The sequence below is a fragment of the Kitasatospora sp. NPDC051170 genome, from assembly GCF_044455705.1.
Lineage (GTDB): Bacteria > Actinomycetota > Actinomycetes > Streptomycetales > Streptomycetaceae > Kitasatospora.
Genome location: NZ_JBITFA010000010.1, coordinates 15,485 through 38,476, shown reverse-complemented (window position 1 = coordinate 38,476; position 22,992 = coordinate 15,485). Strand labels below are relative to the sequence as shown.

Annotated in this window: 24 protein-coding genes; 12 read left to right on the top strand and 12 right to left on the bottom strand. The window is 74.8% G+C overall.

What is annotated here, in order from left to right; genetic code table 11:
* Positions 1 to 123: 123 nt before the first annotated feature.
* Positions 124 to 642 (bottom strand): GNAT family N-acetyltransferase, encoded by a 519-nt coding sequence (locus tag ACIBCA_RS21220; RefSeq protein WP_396284494.1) that lies wholly within the window; start codon positions 640 to 642, stop codon positions 124 to 126.
* Positions 643 to 786: 144 nt separating this feature from the next.
* Here ACIBCA_RS21220 and ACIBCA_RS21215 point away from each other — a divergent pair, with 144 nt between their 5' ends.
* The gene (locus tag ACIBCA_RS21215) at positions 787 to 1,890 is read left to right on the top strand and encodes a hypothetical protein (protein WP_396284730.1); all 1,104 of its coding nucleotides are present in this window, start codon (positions 787 to 789) and stop codon (positions 1,888 to 1,890) included.
* A gap of 72 nt (positions 1,891 to 1,962) precedes the next feature.
* On the opposite strand, the gene ACIBCA_RS21210 is transcribed toward ACIBCA_RS21215, so the two are convergent.
* Entirely contained in the window at positions 1,963 to 2,439 is a 477-nt protein-coding gene (locus ACIBCA_RS21210; RefSeq protein WP_396284493.1) for a MarR family winged helix-turn-helix transcriptional regulator, read from the bottom strand.
* Between the two features lie 119 nt (positions 2,440 to 2,558).
* Between ACIBCA_RS21210 and ACIBCA_RS21205 the strand changes: the two genes are divergently transcribed.
* On the top strand, positions 2,559 to 3,341 hold the full coding sequence (locus ACIBCA_RS21205; protein ID WP_396284492.1) for a dioxygenase: 783 nt from the start codon (positions 2,559 to 2,561) through the stop codon (positions 3,339 to 3,341).
* 108 nt (positions 3,342 to 3,449) lie between these two features.
* Entirely contained in the window at positions 3,450 to 4,043 is a 594-nt protein-coding gene (locus ACIBCA_RS21200; RefSeq protein WP_396284491.1) for a hypothetical protein, read from the top strand.
* A 7-nt stretch (positions 4,044 to 4,050) separates the two neighbouring features.
* Here the strand turns inward: ACIBCA_RS21200 and ACIBCA_RS21195 are convergent, their stop codons facing one another.
* The 3 genes from ACIBCA_RS21195 to ACIBCA_RS21185 are packed head-to-tail and all read right to left on the bottom strand — an operon-like array spanning position 4,051 to position 5,472.
* Positions 4,051 to 4,437 (bottom strand): VOC family protein, encoded by a 387-nt coding sequence (locus tag ACIBCA_RS21195; RefSeq protein WP_396284490.1) that lies wholly within the window; start codon positions 4,435 to 4,437, stop codon positions 4,051 to 4,053.
* Between the two features lie 4 nt (positions 4,438 to 4,441).
* Complete coding sequence (locus ACIBCA_RS21190) at positions 4,442 to 5,014, bottom strand: GNAT family N-acetyltransferase (protein ID WP_396284489.1); 573 nt, start codon at positions 5,012 to 5,014, stop codon at positions 4,442 to 4,444.
* Complete coding sequence (locus ACIBCA_RS21185) at positions 5,011 to 5,472, bottom strand: group II truncated hemoglobin (protein ID WP_396284488.1); 462 nt, start codon at positions 5,470 to 5,472, stop codon at positions 5,011 to 5,013. The genes ACIBCA_RS21190 and ACIBCA_RS21185 overlap by 4 nt, the downstream gene beginning before the upstream one ends.
* 218 nt (positions 5,473 to 5,690) lie before the next feature.
* Between ACIBCA_RS21185 and ACIBCA_RS21180 the strand changes: the two genes are divergently transcribed.
* On the top strand, positions 5,691 to 7,226 hold the full coding sequence (locus ACIBCA_RS21180; RefSeq protein WP_396284487.1) for an AMP-binding protein: 1,536 nt from the start codon (positions 5,691 to 5,693) through the stop codon (positions 7,224 to 7,226).
* 31 nt (positions 7,227 to 7,257) lie between these two features.
* Here the strand turns inward: ACIBCA_RS21180 and ACIBCA_RS21175 are convergent, their stop codons facing one another.
* Positions 7,258 to 8,016: a LuxR C-terminal-related transcriptional regulator gene (locus ACIBCA_RS21175; RefSeq protein ID WP_396284486.1), complete on the bottom strand. Its 759-nt coding sequence runs from the start codon at positions 8,014 to 8,016 to the stop codon at positions 7,258 to 7,260.
* 248 nt (positions 8,017 to 8,264) lie between these two features.
* Between ACIBCA_RS21175 and ACIBCA_RS21170 the strand changes: the two genes are divergently transcribed.
* Together ACIBCA_RS21170 and ACIBCA_RS21165 are read left to right on the top strand one after the other, a co-directional pair.
* The gene (locus ACIBCA_RS21170) at positions 8,265 to 9,086 is read left to right on the top strand and encodes a TIGR03084 family metal-binding protein (RefSeq protein ID WP_396284485.1); all 822 of its coding nucleotides are present in this window, start codon (positions 8,265 to 8,267) and stop codon (positions 9,084 to 9,086) included.
* 159 nt (positions 9,087 to 9,245) lie between these two features.
* Positions 9,246 to 9,671: a helix-turn-helix domain-containing protein gene (locus ACIBCA_RS21165; protein WP_396284729.1), complete on the top strand. Its 426-nt coding sequence runs from the start codon at positions 9,246 to 9,248 to the stop codon at positions 9,669 to 9,671.
* A gap of 30 nt (positions 9,672 to 9,701) precedes the next feature.
* Here ACIBCA_RS21165 and ACIBCA_RS21160 read toward each other — a convergent pair whose 3' ends face one another.
* The 5 genes from ACIBCA_RS21160 to ACIBCA_RS21140 form a co-directional block, all read right to left on the bottom strand.
* Positions 9,702 to 10,310, bottom strand: a complete 609-nt coding sequence (locus ACIBCA_RS21160) for a ClpP family protease (RefSeq protein WP_396284484.1) — start codon at positions 10,308 to 10,310, stop codon at positions 9,702 to 9,704.
* A 1-nt stretch (position 10,311) separates the two neighbouring features.
* Entirely contained in the window at positions 10,312 to 10,950 is a 639-nt protein-coding gene (locus tag ACIBCA_RS21155; RefSeq protein ID WP_396284483.1) for a ClpP family protease, read from the bottom strand.
* Positions 10,951 to 11,070: 120 nt separating this feature from the next.
* Positions 11,071 to 14,313, bottom strand: coding sequence for an error-prone DNA polymerase (locus ACIBCA_RS21150; protein WP_396284482.1), 3,243 nt, complete (start codon positions 14,311 to 14,313; stop codon positions 11,071 to 11,073).
* Between the two features lie 76 nt (positions 14,314 to 14,389).
* The gene (locus ACIBCA_RS21145) at positions 14,390 to 16,093 is read right to left on the bottom strand and encodes a DNA polymerase Y family protein (RefSeq protein ID WP_396284481.1); all 1,704 of its coding nucleotides are present in this window, start codon (positions 16,091 to 16,093) and stop codon (positions 14,390 to 14,392) included.
* Position 16,094: 1 nt separating this feature from the next.
* Positions 16,095 to 16,757, bottom strand: coding sequence for a hypothetical protein (locus ACIBCA_RS21140; RefSeq protein WP_396284480.1), 663 nt, complete (start codon positions 16,755 to 16,757; stop codon positions 16,095 to 16,097).
* A gap of 213 nt (positions 16,758 to 16,970) precedes the next feature.
* Between ACIBCA_RS21140 and ACIBCA_RS21135 the strand changes: the two genes are divergently transcribed.
* The 6 genes from ACIBCA_RS21135 (at position 16,971) to ACIBCA_RS21110 (ending at position 22,482) form a co-directional block, all read left to right on the top strand.
* The gene (locus tag ACIBCA_RS21135; protein WP_396284479.1) at positions 16,971 to 17,567 is read left to right on the top strand and encodes a DinB family protein; all 597 of its coding nucleotides are present in this window, start codon (positions 16,971 to 16,973) and stop codon (positions 17,565 to 17,567) included.
* A 14-nt stretch (positions 17,568 to 17,581) separates the two neighbouring features.
* Positions 17,582 to 18,403, top strand: a complete 822-nt coding sequence (locus tag ACIBCA_RS21130; protein WP_396284478.1) for a hypothetical protein — start codon at positions 17,582 to 17,584, stop codon at positions 18,401 to 18,403.
* A 58-nt stretch (positions 18,404 to 18,461) separates the two neighbouring features.
* Complete coding sequence (locus ACIBCA_RS21125; RefSeq protein ID WP_396284477.1) at positions 18,462 to 19,619, top strand: SUKH-4 family immunity protein; 1,158 nt, start codon at positions 18,462 to 18,464, stop codon at positions 19,617 to 19,619.
* A gap of 113 nt (positions 19,620 to 19,732) precedes the next feature.
* Positions 19,733 to 20,101, top strand: coding sequence for a hypothetical protein (locus ACIBCA_RS21120; RefSeq protein ID WP_396284476.1), 369 nt, complete (start codon positions 19,733 to 19,735; stop codon positions 20,099 to 20,101).
* Between the two features lie 72 nt (positions 20,102 to 20,173).
* The gene (locus tag ACIBCA_RS21115; protein WP_396284475.1) at positions 20,174 to 20,974 is read left to right on the top strand and encodes a response regulator transcription factor; all 801 of its coding nucleotides are present in this window, start codon (positions 20,174 to 20,176) and stop codon (positions 20,972 to 20,974) included.
* On the top strand, positions 20,971 to 22,482 hold the full coding sequence (locus tag ACIBCA_RS21110) for an ATP-binding protein (RefSeq protein ID WP_396284474.1): 1,512 nt from the start codon (positions 20,971 to 20,973) through the stop codon (positions 22,480 to 22,482). The genes ACIBCA_RS21115 and ACIBCA_RS21110 overlap by 4 nt, the downstream gene beginning before the upstream one ends.
* Here ACIBCA_RS21110 and ACIBCA_RS21105 read toward each other — a convergent pair.
* A complete protein-coding gene (locus ACIBCA_RS21105; RefSeq protein WP_396284473.1) occupies positions 22,445 to 22,981 on the bottom strand; it encodes an SgcJ/EcaC family oxidoreductase in 537 nt (178 codons plus the stop codon). The genes ACIBCA_RS21110 and ACIBCA_RS21105 overlap by 38 nt on opposite strands.
* Positions 22,982 to 22,992 lie beyond the last annotated feature (11 nt).

Below are 22,992 nucleotides of genomic sequence, written 5' to 3'. Positions count from 1 at the left end.
TGAGCAGTTCAGATCACTCCCGTGGCGTCGAGGTGTCTGTACAGCTCAGGTCGGGTGGCTGACAAGGTGTCTGTACAGCATCGCCACATTCGCGGAAGGCGGGCGAGGCCGGGCGGGGCTCCGTCAGTCGTCGAGCAGTTCGTCCGCGAGCAGATCCATCAGCAGGTTGTCGTGCCACGTCCCGTCCGAGCCGCGCTCGTACTGGCGCATGGTGCCGACCGGGCGGAAGCCGACCTTGGTGTAGCAGCGGATGGCGGCGGCGTTGTCGGCGGCCGGGTCGATGATCAGCCGGTGGTAGTGGCGGTCGCGCACCAGGTGGCGGGCCATGGTGCGCACCGCGTCGGTGCCCAGGCCCACGCCGTGCACGGAGGGGTCGAGGTAGAGGTCCATCCCGGCGTGGCGGTACTCGTCGTCGTTGTTGGCGTACCACTGCACGGCGCCGATCACCTTGCCGCCCACGTCCACCGCGAAGGTCTCCGTCTCCGGATCCTCCAGTTCCGTGGCGACCTCGTCGGCCAGGTCCTCCCCGCCGCGCCAGCGGGCGAACACCTCGGGCGTGGCGCGGATGGCCGCCAGGGCCGGGATGTCCTCCGGGGTGGCCGGGCGGAGCGTGACGAGGGTGCCGTGCAGAATCGTCCCCATATGGGGCATGTTGGCACGGAAACCGGCCTCCGGCCAGCGGTTTTACGGGAACGGGGGCCGGTCGCGCGGGAGGGGTACCGCGTTGCTCGCACACCTGACCGACCTGGATGATTCTCCCTCGTGACTCATCTGATTTCCTTGATTGTGATCATCTCGATCATCACGCTGATCAATAGATCGCGCAGCGCCAAGACCACCGTGACCAAGGGGAACCTGGCCCGCGTCGACGTCGACTTCGACGCGGCCGCCTACGGGCTCGCCCCGCGCGAGCGGCTCGACGCCCGCCGCCCCGGCCCGCCGGCCGCCCCGCACGTGCGCAAGGAGCAGCAGGCGGTGGCCGACGCCGCCTGGGCCGGCGACTGGCGGGCCGCCGCCGCGTACGTCCGGGCCGCCGGCACGGACTGGGACGAGCGCTGGTTCCGGCTGGAGCTGCTGGACTCCATCGCCGACGAGGACGAGAGCTGGGTGAAGGCCTGGCGCGCCGGCGACCCGGGCGACTGCGACGCGGCCGCCCTGGAGGCCAGCCGGATGGTGGCCAAGGCGTGGGAGATCCGGGGCAGCAAGTACGCGAACGAGGTGCCCGAGGAGGACATGAAGGCCTTCCGGGCGATGCTGCCGGCCGCCATCGAGGCGGCCAAGCGGGCCTCGCTGCTCGACCCGGCCAACCCCGCGCCCTGGGTGGTCATGCTCACCGCGGCGCGCGGCGCGCAGTACCAGCCGGAGCAGTTCGAGGAGCTGTGGAAGGGCCTGGTCGAGCGGGCGCCGCACCACTACGCGGGCCACGGGCAGGGGCTGCAGTACTGGTGCGCCAAGTGGTTCGGCACCGACAAGAAGATGACGGCCTTCGCCGAGCGGGCCCTGGACGCGGCCCCGGCCGGCAGCCCGCTGGCGGGCGTCTACCTGTACGGGCTGTCGGAGCTGGAGGAGCGCGGCACCCTCGGCTCGATGACCTCCGACGAGCGCCGCAGGCGCCTGATGCAGGTCGCGGCCTCGCTGGCGCAGGTGCGCCCGGACGACCACCGGCTGCCCGGGCTGCGGCACCTGCTCGCGGCGTACGCCGGGCAGGCCGGGCTGTACCAGGTCGCGCTGGAGCAGTTCCGGGCGATCGGCCCGTGGTGCGGCGCCCACGCGTGGAGCAAGGGCGGCGACGACCCGGTGGTGACCTTCGAGATCGCCCGCGCCGAGGCCGTGCGCCGCTCGGGCGCCGCGCCGCTGCCGCCGGAACTGCGGCCCAAGGCGGGGCGGTAGCGCCTTCCGGGGGCGGGGTGCCCGCTTGCGGCGCCCCGGCCCCGGCGCCGCCCCGTGTCTACGGCGCCTCGTCTACGGCGTCTCGTCCAGGCGCAGCCGGGCGCTGACCGTGCCGAGGCCCTCGGCGAGGACGGCCAGCTGCTCGCGGGTGAGCACGTCGATCAGCAGCTCGCGCACCAGGGCGACGTGGCCGGGGGCGGCCTGGCGCAGCATCTCCCGGCCCTGGTCGGTGAGTTCGGCGAAGACGCCGCGCACGTCGCTGGGGCAGGAGCGGCGGGCGACCAGGCCCGCGCGCTCCAGCTGGGTCACCTGGTAGGTGAGGCCGCTCTTGGAGGTGATGAGCTTGTCGGCGAGTTCGGTCATCCGCAGGGAGTCGCCGGGGGCCGCGGAGAGGTGCACCAGGATCTCGTACTGCTGGTGGGAGAGCCCCGCGTCCTCCTTCAGCTGACGCTCCAGGCGGCGGTTGAGGAGGTTGCTCGCGGCGACGAAGCCCCGCCAGGCGGCCATCTCGTCCTGGTCGAGCCAGCGGGGTTCGTTCGGTGAGGACATGGGGCGAAGTCTACTCCTGTTGTTCAAATTCGAACGAAGGTGTACCGTCGATCGCAAGAGGTTCAAATTTGAACTACATGTCGGAGAATCGACGAAGAATCGACGAGAAGGAGGACGCCATGACCGCCGCGGCCCCCGAGCGCATGCCCACCCTGTACCTCTCGCACGGCGCGCCCCCGCTCGCCGACGACCCGGTCTGGCCCGGCGAGCTCGCCGCCTGGGCCGCGGACCTGCCGCACCCCAAGGCCGTGCTGATGGTCTCCGCCCACTGGGAGGAGGCCCCGCTGGCCCTCGGCGCCGTCGAGACCGTACCGCTGGTGTACGACTTCTGGGGCTTCCCCGAGCACTACTACCGGGTCCGCTACGCCGCCCCCGGCGCGCCGGAGCTCGCCGAGCGCGTGCGCAAGCTGCTGCGCGCCCCCGGCACGCCCGTCCAGGACATCCCCGACCGGGGGCTGGACCACGGCGCGTACGTCCCGCTGGTCGAGATGTACCCGGAGGCCGACGTGCCGGTGCTCCAGGTCTCCCTGCCCACCCTGGACCCGCAGCGGCTCATGGAGATCGGGCGCAGGCTCGCCCCGCTGCGCGACGAGGGCGTGCTGATCGTCGGCAGCGGGTTCTTCACCCACAACCTGCGGGCGCTCAGCAGCGACGGCCGGGTCACCTCGGTGATGGCCGAGTTCGACGACTGGGGCCGGCGCGCCCTGGCCGCCCACGACCTGGACGCGCTGCTCGACTTCGAGCACAAGGCCCCGGCCGGGCGCCTCGCCCACCCGCGTACCGAGCACTTCGCCCCGCTGTTCGTCACCCTGGGCGCCGGGGAGGCCGACCTCGACAGCCAGCGCAGCGTCATCGACGGTTTCTGGATGGGGCTGGCCAAGCGCTCGATCCAGCTGGGCTGAGCGCCCCGCCGGCAGCGTGCACAGGTCGATGATCGGATGAACTTCCTGTCACGGCCCGAGCGTTCGCCCTATCGTGTTGACCGTCCACCGACACGAACTGGAGTGACCGTGCGCAACGGCGACGCCGTACGAACCGCCCTGGACGCCTCCCTGCGGGTGCTCACCCCGCACGCCGGGGACCGCGACTGGAGCCGCACCGCCGGACCGCTGCACTGGAGCTGCCGCGAGACCGCCGCCCACATCGCCCACGACCTGCTCGCCTACGCCGGGCAGGTCGCCTCCCGCCCCCGGGACCGCTACCTGCCGTTCGACCTCGCCGTCCACCCCGAGGCGTCCCCCGCCGAGGTGCTCACCGTGGTCGCCGCCGCCGGACAGCTGCTCGCCGTCACCCTCGACGCCGCCCCGCCCGAGCTGCGCGCGTACCACCACGGGCCCTGCGAACCGCACGGCTTCGCGGCGATGGGCGTCGCCGAGACCCTCCTGCACACCCACGACATCACCCTCGGGCTTGGGCTGTCCTGGCTGCCGCCCGCCGACCTGTGCGCCCTGGTGCTCGACCGGCTCTTCCCCGACGCCCCGCAGGTGCCCGCCGCCCACCCGGGGGAGGTCCTGCTCTGGTGCACCGGGCGCGGGGAACTCGAAGGCCGCCCGCGCAGGTCCTCGTGGAACTGGCGGGCGGCCATGGGCGAGTGGCCGGAGTGACCGAGAGTCACTCGTCGCCGGTGGCGACGCGCTCGGCCCGGCTGCGCTCGACGCAGAACTCGCCGCCCTCCGGGTCGGCCATGGTGACCCAGCCCGTGCCGTCCGGGCGGCGGTGGTCGGCCAGGACGGTGGCGCCCAGGGCGACCAGGCGCTCGACCTCCTCGTCCCGGGTGCGGTCCTGCGGCTGGAGGTCGAAGTGGACCCGGTTCTTCGCCGTCTTGGGGTCGGGCACCCGGATGAAGAGCAGCGAGGCGCCGGCCGACTCCACCGTCGCCGCCGGGTCGCCCTCCTCGTCGTCCTCCGCGAGGGAGCCGTCCAGCGCCTTCGCCCAGAAGCCCGCCAGGGCGAACGGGTCCGCGCAGTCGATCGTCACATGCCGTACCAGAGAAGCCATGCGCCTACTCTGGGCCGCGCGCTTCGGGTGCGTCCAGCCATTTCCGGACGTGCCGGTGGCCGTCCACCGGGTACTCCGGCGGGAGGGCGGAGAGCGTCTCCTCGTAGGCGTAGCCGCTCTTGAGCGCCACCCGGCAGGAGGCGGGGTTGTCCACCTGGTGCAGCAGGTCGATCCACCGCAGGCCGGAGGGGGCGAAGGTCTCGAACGCCCAGGCCGTCAGCGCCTCCACCCCGCGCGGGGCGACGCCCCGGCCGCGCGCCGGGGCCGCCGTCCAGTAGCCGACCTCGGCCGACTCCGCCGTCCGCGCCGGTCCGCCGCGCTTGAGCGCCACGTTGCCGAGCAGCTCTCCCCCGTCGGCGTCGAGGACGGCGAAGGAGTACCGGGTGCCGGCCGCCCAGCCCTCGTACTGCACGGCCAGCCAGCGCTCGGCCGATCCGGCGTCCTCCACCGGCAGGCGGGTGAAGCGGCGCAGCGTCGCGTCGCGGTACACCTCGATCAGGGCGGGCGCGTCGGCGTCCTCGAAGGGCCGAAGCAGCAGCCCCTCGGCGAGCAGGGCCTCCGGTGCCCGTAGCGTCACTTGAGCCCCTCCCAGCCCCAGCGCGGCGTCGGCCCGGGCTCGCCCAGGTCCGTGCCGGCCGGGGAGGCGGAGACGTCCTCGGCGATCTTCGTGCCCCAGTCGAAGTACTCCAGGACCCGCTTGCGCAGCACCTCGTCCTCGGGCAGCTCGCGGCCGACGGCCTCGGCCATCAGCTCCATCCAGCGCAGCCGCTGCTCCTCGGTGATGTTCAGCCCGAGGTGGGCGCTCAGCAGGGCCTGGTGGCCGCCGAGCTCGCCGGTGAAGTCGGCCGGGCCGTCGAACACCTCGGCCAGCCACACGGCGACGTGCCGGACGTGGGTGGCGGTGAAGTCCTTGAAGACCGGCGCGAGCAGCGGGTCGGCGAGGACGCCCCGGTAGAACGTCTCGCTGAGCCGTTCCAGGGCGTCGAGGCCCCCGACGGCCTCGAAGAGGGTGGCGGGCCGGTGGTCGTCGCTCATCTGAGTTCTCTCCCCGTGCATCGGTGAGCGGTCGTCGCGACCATCGGGTCGCTGCGATCTTCCTAACAGGTGGGCGGCGCCGCTGAATCCCGTGCGGCCCCCTGTTCGCCCCCGGCTCAGCAACCGGAACCCGAGCCTCCCTCGCGGGAGCGGCCCCGCGGGCGCGACACCCCCGATCGGGGGTGTGCGCGGGGGGCCGGACGGGGAACAGTGGGCGCATGCAGATTCCACTCTCCGTGATGGACTTCCTCGATCGGGCCGAGCTGGTCTACGGCGATCGGGTCGGCATCGTCGACGAGCCGGCGCAGCCGGCCGAATCCTGGGGCGAGCTCACGTATCGACGGGTCGCCGAGCTGGCGCGGGCGCAGGCCGCGGGGCTCGACCGGCTGGGGGTCGGGCCGGGCGAGCGGGTCGCGATGGTGTCGCACAACTCGGCGCGGCTGATGACCTCGTTCTTCGGGGTCAGCGGGTACGGGCGGGTGCTGGTGCCGGTGAACTTCCGGCTCAGGGCCGAGGAGGTGTCGTACATCGTCGAGCAGAGCGGGGCCTCCGTGCTGCTCGTCGACCCCGAGCTCGCGGACTCGCTGGACGGGGTGGTGGCCAAGCACAAGTTCGTCATCGGCGCCGACAGCGACGCGGTGCTGTACGACTTCGACACCACCCCGCGCCGGTACGCGATCGACGAGAACGCCACCGCCACCGTCAACTACACCAGCGGCACCACCGCCCGGCCCAAGGGCGTGCAGCTCACCCACCGCAACGTGTGGCTGAACGCCACCACGATGGGCCTGCACTACGGCGTCAGCGACCGGGACGTGTACCTGCACACCCTGCCGATGTTCCACGCCAACGGCTGGGGGCTGCCGTACGTCCTCACCGGGATGGGCGCGCGGAACATCGTGCTGCGCAAGGTCGACGGCGCGGAGATCCTGCGCCGGATCGAGCGGCACGGGGTGACGTTCCTCTCCGGCGCGCCCGCCGTCGTGCAGATGGTGCTCGACGCCGCCGCCGACTGGGACGGGCCCGTACCCGGCCGGGACAAGGTGCGGATGATCGTCGCCGGGGCGCCGCCGCCCACCTCCGTCGTGCGGCAGGTCGAGGAGCAACTCGGCTGGGAGTTCATGCAGTTGTACGGGCTGACGGAGACCGCCCCGATCGTCACCGTGAACCGCTCGCGCGCCGAGTGGGACGAGCTTCCCGCCGACGACCGGGCCGCGAAGCTCGTCAAGGCCGGGACCCCGGCGCTCGGCGTCCGGGTGTGGATCGACGACACCGGCGAGGTGCTGGTGCGCTCCAACACCGTGCTGGACGGCTACTGGCAGCAGCCCGAGGCCAGCGCCGAGGCGCTGCGCGGCGACTGGTTCCACACCGGGGACGGCGGCACGCTGGAGGACGGGCTGCTGACCATCTCCGACCGGAAGAAGGACGTCATCATCAGCGGCGGGGAGAACGTCTCCTCGATCGAGGTCGAGGACTGCCTGTACGCCCACCCGGCCGTCGCCGAGGCCGCGGTGATCGGGGTGCCGGACGAGAGGTGGGGCGAGACGGTGAAGGCGCTCGTCGTGCTCCGGGAGGGCCGCGGGGACGTCACCGAGGCCGATCTGATCGCGCACTGCAAGGGGCGCCTGGCGGGCTACAAGTCGCCGACCTCGGTGGAGTTCAGGGAGGCGCTGCCGCGGACGGCCACCGGCAAGCTGCAGAAGTTCGTGCTGCGCGAGACGTACTGGGCCGGGCGGGACCGGCAGGTCAACTGAGCGGCCCTGCTCGACCCGGCGGCCCTGTCGTTCAGCTGAGAAGGCCGGACTCGCGGGCGGCGAGGGCGAGTTCGGTGCGGTTGCGCACGCCGAGCTTGTGCATCGCGGACTTGAGGTAGCCCGTCACGGTGTTGCAGGTCAGGCCCAGGTGGGCGGCGATCTCCGGGTTCGTCCGGCCGGTCGCCGCCCAGCGCAGCACCTCCAGCTCGCGCGGGGTGAGGGAGGCCGGGAGCCTGCGGCGGGGCCTGCTCCACCGGGCGGCCCTCTCCAGCGCGCGGGTCGCCGTCCGGGCGAGGGAGCCGACCGCGCCGATCCGTACGTCGCCGAAGGGCACGACGGCGCGCAGGGAGGCGTACACCACGCCGTGCACCGTACCGGCGGTGTCCAGCAGCGGGACGGTGAGCATGGCGTACAGGTCCTCGGCGGTGACGGCGGCGTCGTGGTGGTGGGAGATGGTCGTGGCGGCGCGGTAGTCCGGCACCCAGGTCGGGGCGCGCTCGGCCAGGGCGCGGCCGCCCAGGCCCGTACCGACCGGGACGGGCCGGTCGTGCAGCAGGTCGGCGCGGGTGCCGGACCAGTGGCGCAGCACCATGCCGCCGCAGGGCAGTTCGTCGGGGACGCCGACGAGGCCGACGTCCACCCCGCACTCGGCGACCACCCGGCGCGCCAGGTCCCCGAGGACGGCGGCCCGCACCAGCGCGGCGGCCGCCGCGTCCACCGCGGGGTCGGGGGCGACGGGGTCCGTGGGGGTGGCGGGGCTGGTGGAGGTCCGGGGGCGGGCCCTAGTCATCGCGGAATTGTCACACGTGGTACGGGCGGTGGCGAGAACCTCGGCAGGGGTGTTTGCGGTGGTTCCACGCACCGCACACGACCCATGCCGGGAGGCGGGGAGAGGTGCGTGCGCGGCCGGTTCGGGTGCGGACGACGGGGGTGGGGTCGGGCTTGGGGCAGGGCGTGGGGTAGGGCTTGGCTACCGGTGGGTAGGCGGGGGTGTGTTCGGCTATGGGTGGACCGATGACGGAAGGCGAGGAGCGGCGGATGGCGGCAGCGGACGTGGTGGCCGGGTTGCTGGCGGACCTGGCGGCCGAGAGCGCGGTGGTGGACGGGCTGGTCGCGGGGCTCGTGGCCGAGGAGTGGGCCCGGGCGACGCCCGCGGAGGGGTGGACGGTGGCGCACCAGATCGCCCACCTCGCCTGGACCGACGACTGGACGGCGCTGGCCGCGCGCGACCCGGACGGGTTCCGGGCGGCCCTGAGCGGCGAGGGCCGGTGCGGGGAGCTCGCGGCCGCCGGGGTCGACCCGGTGGAGGCGGGCGCCCAGGAGGGTGCCGCCGTGGCGCCCGCCCAGTTGCTGGAACGGTGGCGCACCGGGCGGGCCGAGGTCGCGGCCGCCCTGGCGGCGGCGCCGGCGGACGCCAGACTGCCCTGGTTCGGCCCGCCGATGAAGCCCGCCTCGATGGCGACGGCCCGGCTGATGGAGACCTGGGCGCACGGTCAGGACGTCGCGGACGCGCTCGGCGCCGCCCGGGAGCCCACCGACCGGCTGCGCCACATCGCCCACCTGGGCCTGCGCACCCTCGGCTTCGCCTTCGCCCTGCACGGTCTGCCCGCGCCGGATCAGCCCGTCCGGCTCGAACTGACCGGCCCGGACGGTTCGTTGTGGACGTTCGGCCCGGCGGAGGCCGCGGACGTGGTGGCCGGACCGGCCCTGGACTTCTGCCTGCTCGTCACCCAGCGCCGCCACCGCGACGACCTCGCGCTGACCGCCACCGGGCCGGTCGCCACCGCCTGGCTGCCGATCGCCCAGGTCTTCGCGGGCGCACCGGGCAAGGGGCGGGCGCCGCAGGGGCGGCCTGCGTAGGTCGTGTCGTTCGGTGGCGACTTCTCCGAGGGCAGAACGGCGCACCCTTCCCCTGGCGCCGTGGGTGCCTAGTCTGGAGGGGTGAGCATCGATGCGCCGAAGGAAGCCCGTGTCATCCCGCTGCGCCCGCAGGCCGTGGCGCAGGCGGGTCCTCAGCCGATTCCGCAGCCGGGTCCGCTGTCTGGGCCGCTGTCGGGTCCACAGCGGCCCGTGCGGCGGGAACCGCTCTGGCGCAACCTCGTCGGCGATGTGTTGCGGCGCGAACGGCTGGCCCAGGAACGGACGCTGAAGGACGTCGCCGAGGCGGCCCGGATCTCGATGCCGTACCTGTCGGAGCTGGAGCGCGGCCGCAAGGAAGCCTCCTCCGAGGTGCTCGCGGCCGCGGCCCAGGCCCTCGGGCTGGGCCTGGGCGACCTCCTCGCGCTCGCCCAGCAGGAGTTGACCCGCTACGCCCACGCCCCGGTCCACGCCCCCGTCCGGGTGCACAGCCGGCTGTCGGGCCCGGTGTCCAGCCAGATGTCGGGGCAGGTGTCGGGGCAGGTGTCGGGCCGGGGCGTGGGCAACGCGCTCTGCCTGGTGGCGTGAGCCCGTACGGGCCCCCCGGGCCCCTCGGTCTCAGAGCCCGGAGAAGGCGAGCCGCCGGGTGAGCACCTCGTCGGCGAGGCCGTAGGCGACGGCCTCCTCGGCGGTAAGCACCTTGTCCCGGTCCATGTCCGCGCGCAGGGTGGCCGGGTCGTGGCCGGTGTGCCGGGCGAGGACCTCCTCCACCTGGGAGCGGATGCGCACCATCTCCTTGGCGGCGAGGCTGAGGTCGGAGACCGTCCCGCGCCGGCCGCCGCTGGCGGGCTGGCCGAGGAGCACCCGGGAGTGCTGGAGCACGAACCTGCGCCCCTGGTCCCCTCCCGCGAGCAGCACGGCCGCCGTGGAGGCCGCCTGGCCGACGCAGAAGGTGGAGATCGGGCACTGCACGAAGGTGAGCGTGTCGTAGATCGCCATCAGCGAAGTGAACGATCCGCCGGGCGAGTTGAGGTAGATCGCGATCTCGCGCTCGGGGTTCGCGGCCTCCAGGTGGAGGAGCTGGGCGATGACCACGTTGGCGACGCCGTCGTCGATCTCGGTACCGAGGAAGATGATCCGCTCGTTGAGCAGCCGGCTGAACACGTCGTAGGAGCGCTCGCCGTGCGCCGTGCGCTCGATGACGTAGGGAACCGTGTACGAGCCCATGTCACAGCCCCATTCGCGGACGCCAGTTGGCCGGGCGGATGTCGGCGAGCGACTCGACCACCTTGTCCACGATCCCGTACTCGCGGGCCTGTTCGGCCGTGAACCAGCGGTCGCGGTCGCCGTCGCGGCGGATGGTCTCCTCGCTCTGGCCGGTGTGCTCGGCGGTGATCCGCTCGATGGTCCGCTTGGTGAACTCCAGGTTCTCCGCCTGGATCTCGATGTCCGAGGCGGTGCCGCCGATGCCCGCGGAGGGCTGGTGCATCATGATCCGCGCGTTGGGCAGGGCGAACCGCTTGCCGGGGGCGCCGACGCCGAGCAGGAACTGGCCCATGCTGGCGGCGAATCCCATCGCCAGGGTGGCGACGTCGTTCGGGATCAGCCGCATGGTGTCGTAGATGGCCAGGCCGGAGGTGACGGACCCGCCGGGGCTGTTGATGTACAGGCTGATGTCCGCGCGCGGGTCCTCCGCGGAGAGCAGCAGCAGCTGGGCGCAGACCCGGTTGGCGGAGACGTCGTCGACCTGGGTGCCGAGGAAGACGATCCGCTGGCCGAGCAGGTTCGCGGAGAGGTGGTCGTCGAAGCGGCTGGGCGGGGTGTCGCCCTCCTCCGCGCGGGGCGCGAAGGTGGTGAGCGATGCCATCTGGTCCTCCTGACCGAAGAGTTGGGGCTGTCCTCTCCACTGTCGGCGCCGGACGGCCGCTCCGGGAGCCTTCTCTGCCTGCGGCGAATCTGCCGTGGGCAGAGCCGCCCGCGGAGCCGCTCAGAGCCCCAGGCGCAGCGGGGTGAGCCGGGTGGCGATCAGATTGGTGGCGCCCCGGTCGCGTTCGATGTGGCCGTGGACGAGCAGGCCCGCGCGGTCGAGGGCGGTGCGGCGCTGCGACTCCCAGACCGGGCGGTTGCAGATGACGTTGATCAGGCCGGTCTCGTCCTCCAGGCTGAGGAAGAGCACTCCGCCGGCCGTGGGAGGCCGCTGCCGGTGGGTGACGAGGCCGCCGACGACCACGGCCGTTCCCGGTGGCACGTCCGGGAGTTGGGCGGCGGAGAGGGCGCCGCCGTGCTCGAGGCGGGCGCGCAGGTGCTGGAGGGGGTGGCTGGTGGCGGAGGTGCCGGTGGCCCACAGGTCGGCGATGGTCTCCTCGACGGGGCTCATGCCGGGCAGGTCGGGGGCCTCGGCACCGGGGGTGGTGCCGGGCAGCAGGTCGGCCGAGATTCCGGCGAACACACCTGCGGACCACAGGGCCTGACGTCTCGTCAGCCCGAAGCAGTCGAAGGCCCCGGCGGTGGCGAGCGCCTCCAGGACGGGGGCGGGCAGGGCCGTGCGGCGGGCGAAGTCCTCCAAGTCGGCGTAGGGGCGGCCGGCGGCGATCGCCTCGGCCTGCGGGGCGCCGACGCCCCGGACGGTCGACAGACCGAGCCGGATGGCGGGTTGGGGCTTCCCGGCGGTGAGCGGCGGGGTGGGGACGGGGCCCCGGTACGGCTCCAGGGTGGGGCGCGGGTCGCTGGCGTTGACGTCCACCCCGCGCACCCGGACGCCGTGGCGGCGTACGTCCGCGACGAGGCTGAGCGGGGAGTAGAAGCCCATCGGCTGGTTGGCGAGCAGGGCGCAGGTGAAGGCCGCCGGGTAGTGGTACTTGAGCCAGGCGCTGATGTACACCAGGTGGGCGAAGCTGATCGCGTGGCTCTCGGGGAAGCCGTAGTTGGAGAAGGCTTCGATCTTGCCGTAGACGTCCTCGGCGACCTCGGCCGGGATTCCGCGCTCGGCCATGCCGGTCAGCAGCCGCTCGCGCAGCCGGGCGACGCGTTCGTGGGAGCGTTTGGCGCCCATGGCCTGGCGCAGCCGGTCGGCCTCGGCGGGGGTGAACCCGGCGCAGTCGATGGCGAGTTGCATCATCTGCTCCTGGAACAGCGGCACGCCGAGGGTCTTGCCGAGGGCGTTCTCCATCAGCGGGTGCGGGCAGCCCGCGGGTTCGGCGCCGGCGCGGCGGCGCAGGTAGGGGTGGACGGAGCCGCCCTGGATGGGGCCGGGGCGGATGAGGGCGACCTCGACGACCAGGTCGTAGAAGTGGTCGGGCTTGAGGCGGGGCAGGGTGGCCATCTGGGCGCGGGACTCGACCTGGAACACGCCCACGGTGTCGGCGCGGCGCAGCATCGCGTACACCCCGGCGTCGTCGGCCGGGATGGTGGCCAGGTCGTAGCGCGGGCCGTGGTGTTCGGCGATCAGGTCGCAGGCGTCGTGGAGGGCGGCGAGCATGCCGAGGCCGAGCAGGTCGATCTTCACCAGGCCGGCGCCGGCGGTGGACTCCTTGTCCCACTGGAGGACGGAGCGCCCCGGCATCCGGGCCCACTCCGTGGGGCAGATCTCGCCGATCGGCTCCCGGGTGAGCACCATGCCGCCGGAGTGGATGCCCAGATGGCGTGGCAGGCCGTGGAGTTGGGTGGCGAGGGAGAGGACGTCGGCGGGGATGACGGCGTCCGCGCCGGGGGCGGAGCGGAAGTCGGTCTGGCGGCTGAAGGCGTCGACCTGGCCCTGCGGGTAGCCGAGCACCCGGGCCGCGTCGCGGATGGCCAGCCGGGGGCGGTAGGTGATCACGTTGGCGACCTGGGCGGCGTGGTCGCGGCCGTAGCGGCGGTAGACGTACTGGATGACCTCCTCGCGGCGGCGGTTCTCGATGTCCAGGTCGATGTCGGGCGGCCCGTCCCGGGCGGTGGAGAGGAAGCGTTCGAAGAGCAGCTTGTAGTGGATCGGGTCGACGGCGGTGATGCCGAGGGCGTAGCAGACCGCCGAGTTGGCGGCGGAGCCCCGGCCCTGGCACCAGATGTCCTCGCGGCGGCAGAAGTCGACGATGTCGTGGACGATCAGGAAGTAGCCGGCCAGGTCGAGGTCCTCGATGACGTCGAGTTCCTTGGCGAGCTGGCGGCGGGCGGCGGCGTTGCCCGGGCCGAAGCGGGAGGGGCCGCCGGCCGCGACCAGGGCGCGCAGGTGGCTGATCTCGCTCTCGCCCTCGGGGACGGGGTAGCCGGGCAGTTCCGGGTCGAGCCCGGCGAAGTCGAAGGCGCAGGCGCGGCCGAGTTCGGCGGTGGCGTGCCGGACGCCGGGGAAGCGGGCCAGCCGGGCGGCCATCTCGCGGCCGGAGCGCAGGTGCGCGGTGCCGGCGGCCCTGGTCCAGCCGGCCGCGTCCTGGAGGGTGCGGCGGTCGTGCAGGGCGGCGAGGCTCTGGGCGAGGCGGCCCTGGGCGGGGGCGGCGTGGTGGGCGTTGGTGGAGGCGACGACGGGGAGCCGGTGGCGGGCGGCGAGGGCGGCGAGGGTGTCGTTGCGGCGGTCGTCGCCGGGCATCCACTGGTCGATCAGCTCGACGTGGACGTTCTCGCGGCCGAACGCCTCGGTGAGGGTGTGGAGGCGGCGGCCCGCCTCGTCCTCGTCGGGCAGCGCGGCCGGGACGCGGCCGAGGCGGCAGCCGGTGAGCACCGCCCAGTGGCCGCCGTGGGCGTCGGCGAGCGCCTCGACGTCGTAGGCGGGGCGGCCCTTGGCGCCGCCGGCCAGGTGGGCGGAGGCGATCGCGGCGGAGAGGCGGCGGTAGCCGGACGGGTCGCGGGCGAGGACCAGCAGGTGTTCGGTGCTGGTGTCGTCGTGGCGGATCGTCAGCTCGGCGCCGAAGGCGGTGGCCACGCCCGTCCCCTTGGCGGCCTCGGCGAGGCGGACGGCTCCGTAGAGGCCGTCGTGGTCGGTGATCGCCAGGGTCTCCACGCCGAGGCGGGCGGCCTCGGCGGCCAGGGACTCGGGGTCGCTGGCGCCGTCGAGGAAGCTGAAGGCGGAGTGGACGTGGAGTTCGGCCCAGGGCTGCGTGCCGTTGTTCTTTCCGGTGCTTCCGGTGCTTCCGGTGTTCTCGGGTGGCTCCGGGGTGGGGCGGCGCAGCGGGACGACCACCGGGCGCTCCGGCGGGGTGCCGGTCAGGCGGCGGTGCAGTTCGCTCCAGGGGAGGGTGGGGTGGCTGGTGAAGCCCATCGTGGGGGTGCCTTCGTCGTGGGGGTGCCTTCGTCGTGCCGGTGCCGGTGCTGTTCCCCCCTTCGGGTCTTCCGGGCTAGTCGTAGTCGGCCTCCAGGTGCCACGCACCTCCCTCCACGGTGAGCAGCAGGGCCCGGCCGCCGTCCAGGACGACCTGGAAGCGGGCCCGGCGGCGGGCCGCCGACTGGTCCCACCAGCGTTCGACGGCGGGCCAGGGGCCGGTCCAGCCCGTCACCCACTCCTCCCGGCCGCCGACCACGACCCGGGCGGGCTTGGCCGACACCCCCGCCCGGCCGTCCACGGTGACCGGCTGCCCGGCCTCGTCCAGGACCCGTACGGGGGCGGGGCTGCGCAGCACCACGGCCGGCCAGAGGTCCGGCAGCCGTCCGGGCCAGGGGGCGTCGGCCGCGGCGGCGGGCTCGTACGGCTCGCCCCACGGCACCCGGACCGCCTGCTCCTCCGGGCCGCGGCCGCCGGCCTGCTCGATCCGGCGCAGCCCGGCGTGCCCGAGCACCGCCTGCACCCGGGCGACGGCGCGCTCCACCCGGTCGTCGGCCACGGCCTGGCCCCAGAGGGCGAGTTGGCGGCCCTCGTCCGGGGAGAGGCCGTCGGGGGCGAGGCGGAGCAGGGTGAAGCCGCCCTGGTCACCGGCGTCCTCGAAGGTGCCCGCGCCCTGCCATGCCTGGAGCTGCCAGCGGACCCGTTCGGCCAGCGCCGTCGCCGACAGCCGGCCCTCGTGCCGCCACAGCCGGGAGGCCGTCCGCCCGTCCGCGCAGGCGACCTCGACGGCCACCCGGCGGCAGGTGAGCCCGGCGCCGGCGAGGCGCCGGTGCAGCTGCTCGGCGAGCGTGCGGGCGACGAACACCAGTGGCTCGGCCAGGGCCTCGGGCGGGTCGAAGCGCTGCTCGACGGTCAGGTCGGGCTCCTCCTCGCGCGGCACCAGCGGGCGGGGCTGGAGGCCCCGGGCCAGCCGGTGGGCGGCCGTGCCGGACGGACCGAAGCGGTCCGCGACCGCCTTGGGCGGCAGGGCGGCGAAGGCGCCCACGGTGGACACGCCGAGGCGGTCCAGCAGCTCGGCCGGGGCCTCCTCGCCCAGGGCGCTCACCGGGTAGGGGGCGAGGAACTCCGCCGTCCGGCCGGGCGGGACCAGGACGCCCGCGCGGGCGGCGAGGACGGCGGCGAAGAGGCCGTCGGCGACGCCGACCTGGGAGCGGGGGGTGTGGGGGGCGCTCGGGGTGTCGGGGGTATCGGGGGTGTTCGGGGTGTTCGGGGTGTGGGGGGTGTTCGGGGTGTGGGGGGTGTTCGGGGTGTCGGGGGTCACCGCGCCGGGGACGGCGTCCGGGACGGGGGGCCGCCCGAGGGCGTCCGCCACCGCCGCGCCGACCAGGGCCGCCAGCGGCTCCTCGCCGCCGAAGTAGCGGCCGGGGCCCTTCACCGGGATGGCGCACAGGCCCGGGCGGATCACCTCCACCCGGGGCGTGAACGCCTCCACCGCCGCGACCACCGGCTCGAAGCGGCGGGTCTCCGCCTCCGGGTCGCGGTCGCGCAGCTCCAGCTCCGGGCAGAGCCGCTGGGCCAGCTTGAGCCGCTGCCCCTGGCGCACCCCGGCGGCCCTGGCGCCCGCCGAGCAGGCGAGGATGCGACCGGCCTCGGTGACCGCCAGCGGGGTGCCGGGGGCGTCGTCGGCGTGCCCGGACTGGCTGGACAGGCCGGTGACGGCCGCCACCGGCCAGTCCGGGCACCAGACCACCAGCACCCGGGGGGTTCGGTCCTCGGCCATCTCAGACCACCGCCGCGACGGGCTGTTGTTCCACTTGTCGCTGCTCCTCGTACGGGCGGGCCGCGCCGTGCTCGTCCGGCAGCCAGAGCCGGGCCGTGCGGCCGCGCACCGCCGAGCCCCGGCCCTCGGCCACGACCTCCACCCGGCGCCCGGCGAGCTGCCCGTGGCCGTCGCCCAGTCCGAACCAGCGCCCGGAGCGCACGCCGAGCCGCAGCACCGCCCCCGGCCAGGGCCCGGCCACCAGCAGCACGCAGCCGCTGCGGCGCAGCACCGCCGCCAGCCGGGCGGCCAGCTTCGGCGGGACGGGGCCGTCCGGGCGCAGCATGATCAGGTCGACCGCGCCCGCCAGGACGGACACCACCTCGGGCCAGTGCGCCCCCGGGTCGTCGGCGAGCAGGAGGCGGCCGAGGTCCAGCCCGTACCCGCCGGCGGCGGCCAGACCGAGGTCGGGGAGCCCGATCGCCGCCGCCCAGCCGCCCTCGGTCTCCCGCACCCCGGCGGCCAGGGCCAGCAGCAGCCCGGTGTCCCCGCCCGCCACGGACACGGCGGTGCCGCGCCGCAGCCCGCCGTCCGGCAGGAGCTCGCGCAGCGCGGAGGGCACCGGGACCAGGCCCCGGGCGCGGTCGGGCCCCTCCCCCGATGGCTGGGCAGCCGGGGACGCCACCGGTCGGAGCGGCGGACGCTCGACGGTGGATTCGAAAACAGATTCGAAAACGGGCACAGCCCCAGGATCGAACATCCGTTCGTAAAGATTCAAGTCCGACTCATCGACCCCACTCGTCACTGTCGGTGCTCGTGACCTCGGCGAACGCCGTGCGGGGGGGCGACTGCGGGGAAAAGCGGTGGACGCCGTTCGTGTGATCGACAGACTGATCGGATGGCGATCACCGATGAGAAGACAGACCTGCGGATCTACCTCCAGGACGCCCGCGACGTCCTGCTGTGGAAGCTGGAGGGCCTCTCCGAGTACGACCTCCGCCGGCCCCTGAGCCCCACCGGCACCAACCTGCTGGGCCTCGTCAAACACGTCACCGGAGCCGAAGTCCTGTACTTCGCCGACACGTTCGAGCGCCCCTTCGCCGAACCCGCACCCGTGTGGTTCACCGGCGAGGTCGAGCCGAACGCCGACCTGTGGGCCCGCGCGGACGAGAGCACCGAGGAGATCGTCGGACGCTACCGGCGGGTCTGGGCGCACTCCGACGCCGTCATCGAGGAACTGCCGCTCGACGCGGTCGGCCGGCTGCCCTTCGAGGGCCGCCCCGAGCAGACCCTCCACCGGGTCCTCGTCCACATGATCGCCGAGACCCACCGGCACGCCGGCCACGCCGACCTCGTCCGCGAACTCGTCGACGGCACGGTCGGCCAGCGCCCCGACGGCATCAACACCGCCCCCGGCGACGCCGACTGGTGGCGGGCGCACCACGCCCGCGTCGAGTCCGCCGCCCGGGAGGCCGGCGGCCTCGGGCCCGCGTGACGGAGGCCGGCACGGTGAGCGCGGAGCAAGGGGCGCGGATGGCCGTCCGGTGCGCCGAGTGCGGGGGCGAGGCGGTGCGCAGCGTCGGGCAGTTCCTGGACGACGGCGGGCGGACGCTCGCCTGGGACGCCGAGTCCTTCTGCCCGGGCTGCGACGACGCGATGTGCGAGCACTCCGGGCCCGGGCCGGCGCCGCAGGACGTACGGGAGGCGCTGCTGACCGCCCACGGCCCGGCGCGGCTGCGGCTCGCGGGCCCGCTCGCCGATCCGGTGGCGGCACTGCGGGCCCTGCGCGAGGGCACCGGGGCCTCGCTGCGGCGGACACGCGAACTCCTGGAGGAGCTGCGGGAGTTCGGGCTGGCCGGGACGGCGGTGGAGATGGCGTTCTGGCGGGCGCGGCTGGCCGAGCGGGGTGTCGGGGCCGAGGTGGAGGAGGGGTTCGGGCGGGCCTATCGGTATGTCGGGCCGCCGGAGTTGCGGGAGGTGGGCGGGCCGCCTGGTGCCGTGGTGCGGACGGCGGGGGAGTTCGCGGCCTGGGCGGGGACGGTCGGAGTGGCGGAGGAGCCGTTCACCTTCGTCGTCGACCTCGGCGGCGCGTTGCGGCTCGCGCCGCGCCGGAGTGAGCACGTGGCCTGCGCCGGCGGGGAGCCGGTGATGAGCGCCGGGGAGATCGGGTTCGGGGTGGCGGCGGACGGCTGGGAGGTGGTGACGGTCGGCAACCGGTCCACCGGGTACTGCCCCGACCTCTCCTCCTGGCCCGCCGTCGCCGCCGCGCTGGAGCGGATCGGGCTGCCGCACCCGGGCGGCTTCACCGACGACGTGGACGGGGTGTCCTGACAGAACGCTAGGGTCAGGGTGGTTCAGGCGGGGTGGATGGTGAAGGGGGCGGCGGCGGATGGAGTGCGCGCGGGTGGCGGCGGGGCTGCCGGGTGGGCTGGTGCATGCGGGGAGCCGGGAGTTCCTGACGGGGCGGGGGCTGCCGGAGTCGGGGGCGTTCCTGGACTTCGGGGTGATCGGTGAGGGCCCGCTGCGGGACTTCCCGTCGGGGGCCGAGCGGCTGTACGTGCTCGGTGAGACGCAGTACCGCGCGCCGTTCGCCGTGGTCGGCGGGCTGGTGCTGCTGAACGGCGTCACCGGCGAGGTGTTCCTCGGTGACGGCGGCGCGCGCCGGGACCTGCTGGCCTCCGGTCTGCCGTCGCTGGCCGGGCTGGTGCGGGAGATCGACGCGGTGGCCGACGGGGCCCTGCGGGCGGACGCCCTGGACGGGCGGCGCGGACCGGCCGTGGTCGCCGAGGTGATGGCCGGGGCGCGGGCGCGGATGCGGGAGCTGGACCCGGCCCTGTTCGACCGGCCCGCCGCCGCTCCCCCCGCGCACTGGGACACGGCGCTGCTGGTGCGGGCGCTCGGCTGGGGCGCGCTGCCCGGCGGGCCGGACGGGCCGGCGTACGCGATCGGCCGGGAGCTGGTGGAGGAGCTGGCGGCGCTCACCGACGAGGAGGACGGCCCCGGCCTGGTGCACCGCTACCGCCCGGAGAGCCTGCCCGACGCCCTGCTGCACGGCCCGACCCGGCACCTGCTCACCGAGATCGGCCTGCCGACGGGCGGCGCGGTGTTCGGCGCCTGCGCGGAGCCGCTGGTCACCATGGAGCAGGCGTACCCCGAGTACTTCGACGGCGAGGAGCACCGCCCCTACCAGCGGGGCTTCCTCGCCCTCGGCGACTGGCCGGCCAACCTCACCATCGCCCTGGACGGCGTGACCGGCCGGCTGGAGCTGCCGGACTGGTACGACGACGGCCAGCCGGAGGCGTACCTCAACCGGGACCTCTCCGCCCTGCTCTACGCGCTGTGGACGTACGGGCGGCTGCGTGCCGAGTGGGAGCGCTGGGAGGGCAGGAGCAGCCGGGAGACCTGGGCGGTGTTCGACCCGCAGTCGCTGCTGAGCACGGTGGTGGACGGGCTGGTGGAGGCCGTCGACCCGGCGGCCTTCGCCTCGCCGGGCTGCTCCTGGCGGCTGCTCGCCGAGGACGGGCACCTGGGCGGCCTGCTGGGGTGATCCCGGGGGCCCGAAGCCGGTGTCCACGGGCCCGGGAAGCGGGCCCGGAAGCGGAGCGGCGCGCTCCCGCGCTCCCGGCCGCTCCTGTCGGGGCGCGCCGGTACGCTGCCCCGGTGACGAACATCCGTACGGCGGGCGGCGGGCGAAGACGGGCGGTGCTGCTCTGTTCCGTGGCGCTGCTCTCCCTCGCGGCGGCGGGCACGGTGTACGGCCTGCTGTACGCGCGGTCGCTGGACTTCGACCGGCGCTGCGAGCGGGGCCTGATCGCGGGCGGCGGGCAGCTGCTGGAGACCGGGGCGTCCTGGCTGCCGCCGGACGCGTGGTGCCGGTTCGAGGACCAGAGCGTGTCGACGACGCCGTTCTGGGCGCTGCTGCTCTTCTACGCGCTGCTGACGGTGGTGGTGGGCGCCGCGACGGCGCTGGCGCGGCAGTTGCGGCCGCGCCCGTGCCCCGGGCTGGACCTGCGGCCCGGGCGGGGCTGATCCCCTCCCGGCCCCCTCCCTCTGCCTGCCCCGCCCCCTCGGGCGGACGGTGCAGGTCAATAGGGTGCCACCGTGCGCGTATTGCTGGTGGAAGACGATGAGCCGGTCGCGGAGTCGCTGCGGCGCGGGCTGGTGCGGTACGGCTTCGCGGTCGCCTGGGTGACCACCGGGGCGGCGGCGCTGGCCGAGTCCGAACCGTACGACCTGGTGCTGCTGGACCTCGGGCTGCCCGACACCGACGGCCTGGACGTGTGCCGGGCGCTGCGCCGGCGCGGGGACGTGCCGATCATCGTGATCAGCGCGCGCAGCGACGAGACGGACCGGGTGGTCGGGCTGGAGATCGGCGCGGACGACTACGTGTCCAAGCCCTTCGGCGTGCGCGAGGTCATCGCCCGCATCCGCGCGGTGATGCGGCGGGTGCGGCCCGGGGCGCTGGACGGGGAACCGGGCAGGGAGCCGGACGCGGCGACCGGCGGGGGCGGCGGCGGGACCGGGGGGCGCGTCGTCCCCGCGCCCGACCGCTACGGGCCCCGGCTGACGCTGGACCGCCGGGCCGCCCGGGTGCGGCTGGACGGGGCCGAGGTCGCGCTCACGCCCAAGGAGTACGACCTGCTGTCCTTCCTCACCGAGGAGCCCGGCGCGCTGATGTCGCGCGAGCAGATCATGGAGGCGGTCTGGGACGCCAACTGGTTCGGGCCGACCAAGACCCTGGACGTGCACGTGGCGGCGCTGCGGCGCAAGCTCGCGGGGGCGGTGGCCATCGAGGCGGTGCGCGGGGTGGGGTTCCGGCTGGTCGTGGCGCCCGAGCCCGAGCCGGGGGCGCCCGGTGACGGCGGCGGTGATGGTGGCGGTGACGGCGGCGGTTCGCCGTGATCCGGCGGCTGATCGTCAGCTACGTGCTGCTGGTCGGCGTGGCACTGGCCGCGTTCACCGTGCCGGTGGCGTTCACGCTGACCGCCCAGCTGCGCGACGACACCGAGGAGTCGGTGCGGCGCGAGGCGACCACCATGGCGCTGCTGCTCGGTGACGGCGACGCCCCCTCCCGGCAGGCGCTGGCGCGGGTCGCGGGGGCGTACGCGGACGAGACGCCCGGGCGGGTCGAGGCGGTGGCGGCGGACGGGACGGCCGTGCCGCCGCTGCCCGTACCGGCGCCGGCGCCGTCCGGAGGCGGCCAGGACGCCGCGCTGACCAGGGCGCTGCGGGAGGGGCGCGGCAGCGCCGACTGGGGCTCGCGCCCGGTCTGGGGGCCGGAGCTGGTCGTCACCGTGCCCGCGCACGCCCGCGACGACCGGCAGCGGATCGTCGGCGCGGTGCGCATCCGCTACGCCACCGCCGACCTGACCGACCGGCTGTGGCGGATCTGGGGCTTCCGCGCCGTCCTCGCGGTCGGGGTGCTGGCCGTCGCCGCCGGGCTGGGTGCGATCGTCGCCCGGCTGCTCACCAAGCCGCTGCGCCAGCTCAACGACATGGCCAGCCGGTTCGGCGACGGCGACCTCACCGCCCGCTCCCCCGTCACCGGCCCGCAGGAGACCCGCACCCTGGCGCGCACGCTCAACCAGGGCGCCGAGCGGCTCGACACCCTGGTCGCCTCGCAGCGGATCTTCGTCGCGGACGCCTCGCACCAGCTGCGCACCCCGCTGACCGCGCTGCGGCTGTCCCTGGACAACATCGCGGACGGGGTGGACGACGAGTTCGTGCGGGAGGACGTGGAGCAGGCCACGGCCGAGGTGGTGCGGATGAGCCGGCTGGTCAGCGGGCTGCTGGTGCTGGCGCGGGCGGAGGCCAAGGTGTCCGTCCCGGAGCCGGTCGCGCTGCGCGAACTGGTCGAGGAGCGGCTGGACGTGTGGCGGGCGGCGGCGGCCGAGCGCGGGGTGTCGGTCGTCCTGGCGGTCGCGGGCGGCGCGGGAGGGTCCTCCGGCGGGTCGGGCGGGTACGGCGGGTACGGCGGGTCGGGCGAGAGCGGTGGCGGCGGCGGGGGCGAGCGGCTGCCCGCCCTGTCCGTGCTGGCCGGGCCGGGCGGGCTGGAGCAGGTGCTGGACAACGTGCTCTCCAACGCCCTGGAGGTCTCGCCGGACGGCGGGACGATCACGGTGCGGATCGGAGCGGACGGGCCGGAGGGGGAGGTCCTGCTGGAGGTGCTCGACCAGGGCCCCGGGATGTCGGACGCCGAGAAGTCCCGGGCCTTCGACCGGTTCTGGCGCGGCCAGGGCCTCACCGGGCGGTCCGGCTCGGGCCTCGGGCTCGCCGTCGTCAGGCAGTTGGTCACCGACGACGGCGGCACCGTGACCCTCGCGGACGCGCCCGGCGGCGGGCTGTGCGTGCGGATCGCGCTGCGCGGCGCGCTCAGCCCGCGGCGGGGATCACCGAGGAGTGGTGGTTGATGATCAGCCACTTGCCGCCGCGCTTCTCGTACTCGTAGCTGTAGCGGGCCTCGACGGGCTTGGTCACCCCGGTCTTCGGGTCGGTGAGGTAGAAGCGGTACAGGCCCGCGTCCACGGCCGAGTCGGCGTCCAGGACGTGGATCACCGAGCGGACCTTCTCGCCGCGCGGCTTCTTCTGCTGGAAGTGCTCGAAGTAGTCGACGATCCCCGCGCGGTCGGTGCGAATCACCGGCGAGGCGGTGGGCAGCAGGACGGCGTCCGGGGCGTAGCGGTCCGCGACCTCCTCCGCGTCGCCGGACTGCAGCGCCGCGTTCCACTGGTCGAAGAGCGCGGCGATCTCGCGCTCGCTCGGCCGTCCCTTGCGGCTCCGGTCGTCCCCCGCCTGGGCGGCGCCGACCCCGGCGGTGAACGTGCCCACGGCGGCCACCACGGCGGCGGTGGCGAGCACGACGCGGGTGCGGGTCCGGGAGTCGGTAAGGGTGCGGGACGTGAGCCTCATGGGGCCTCCTA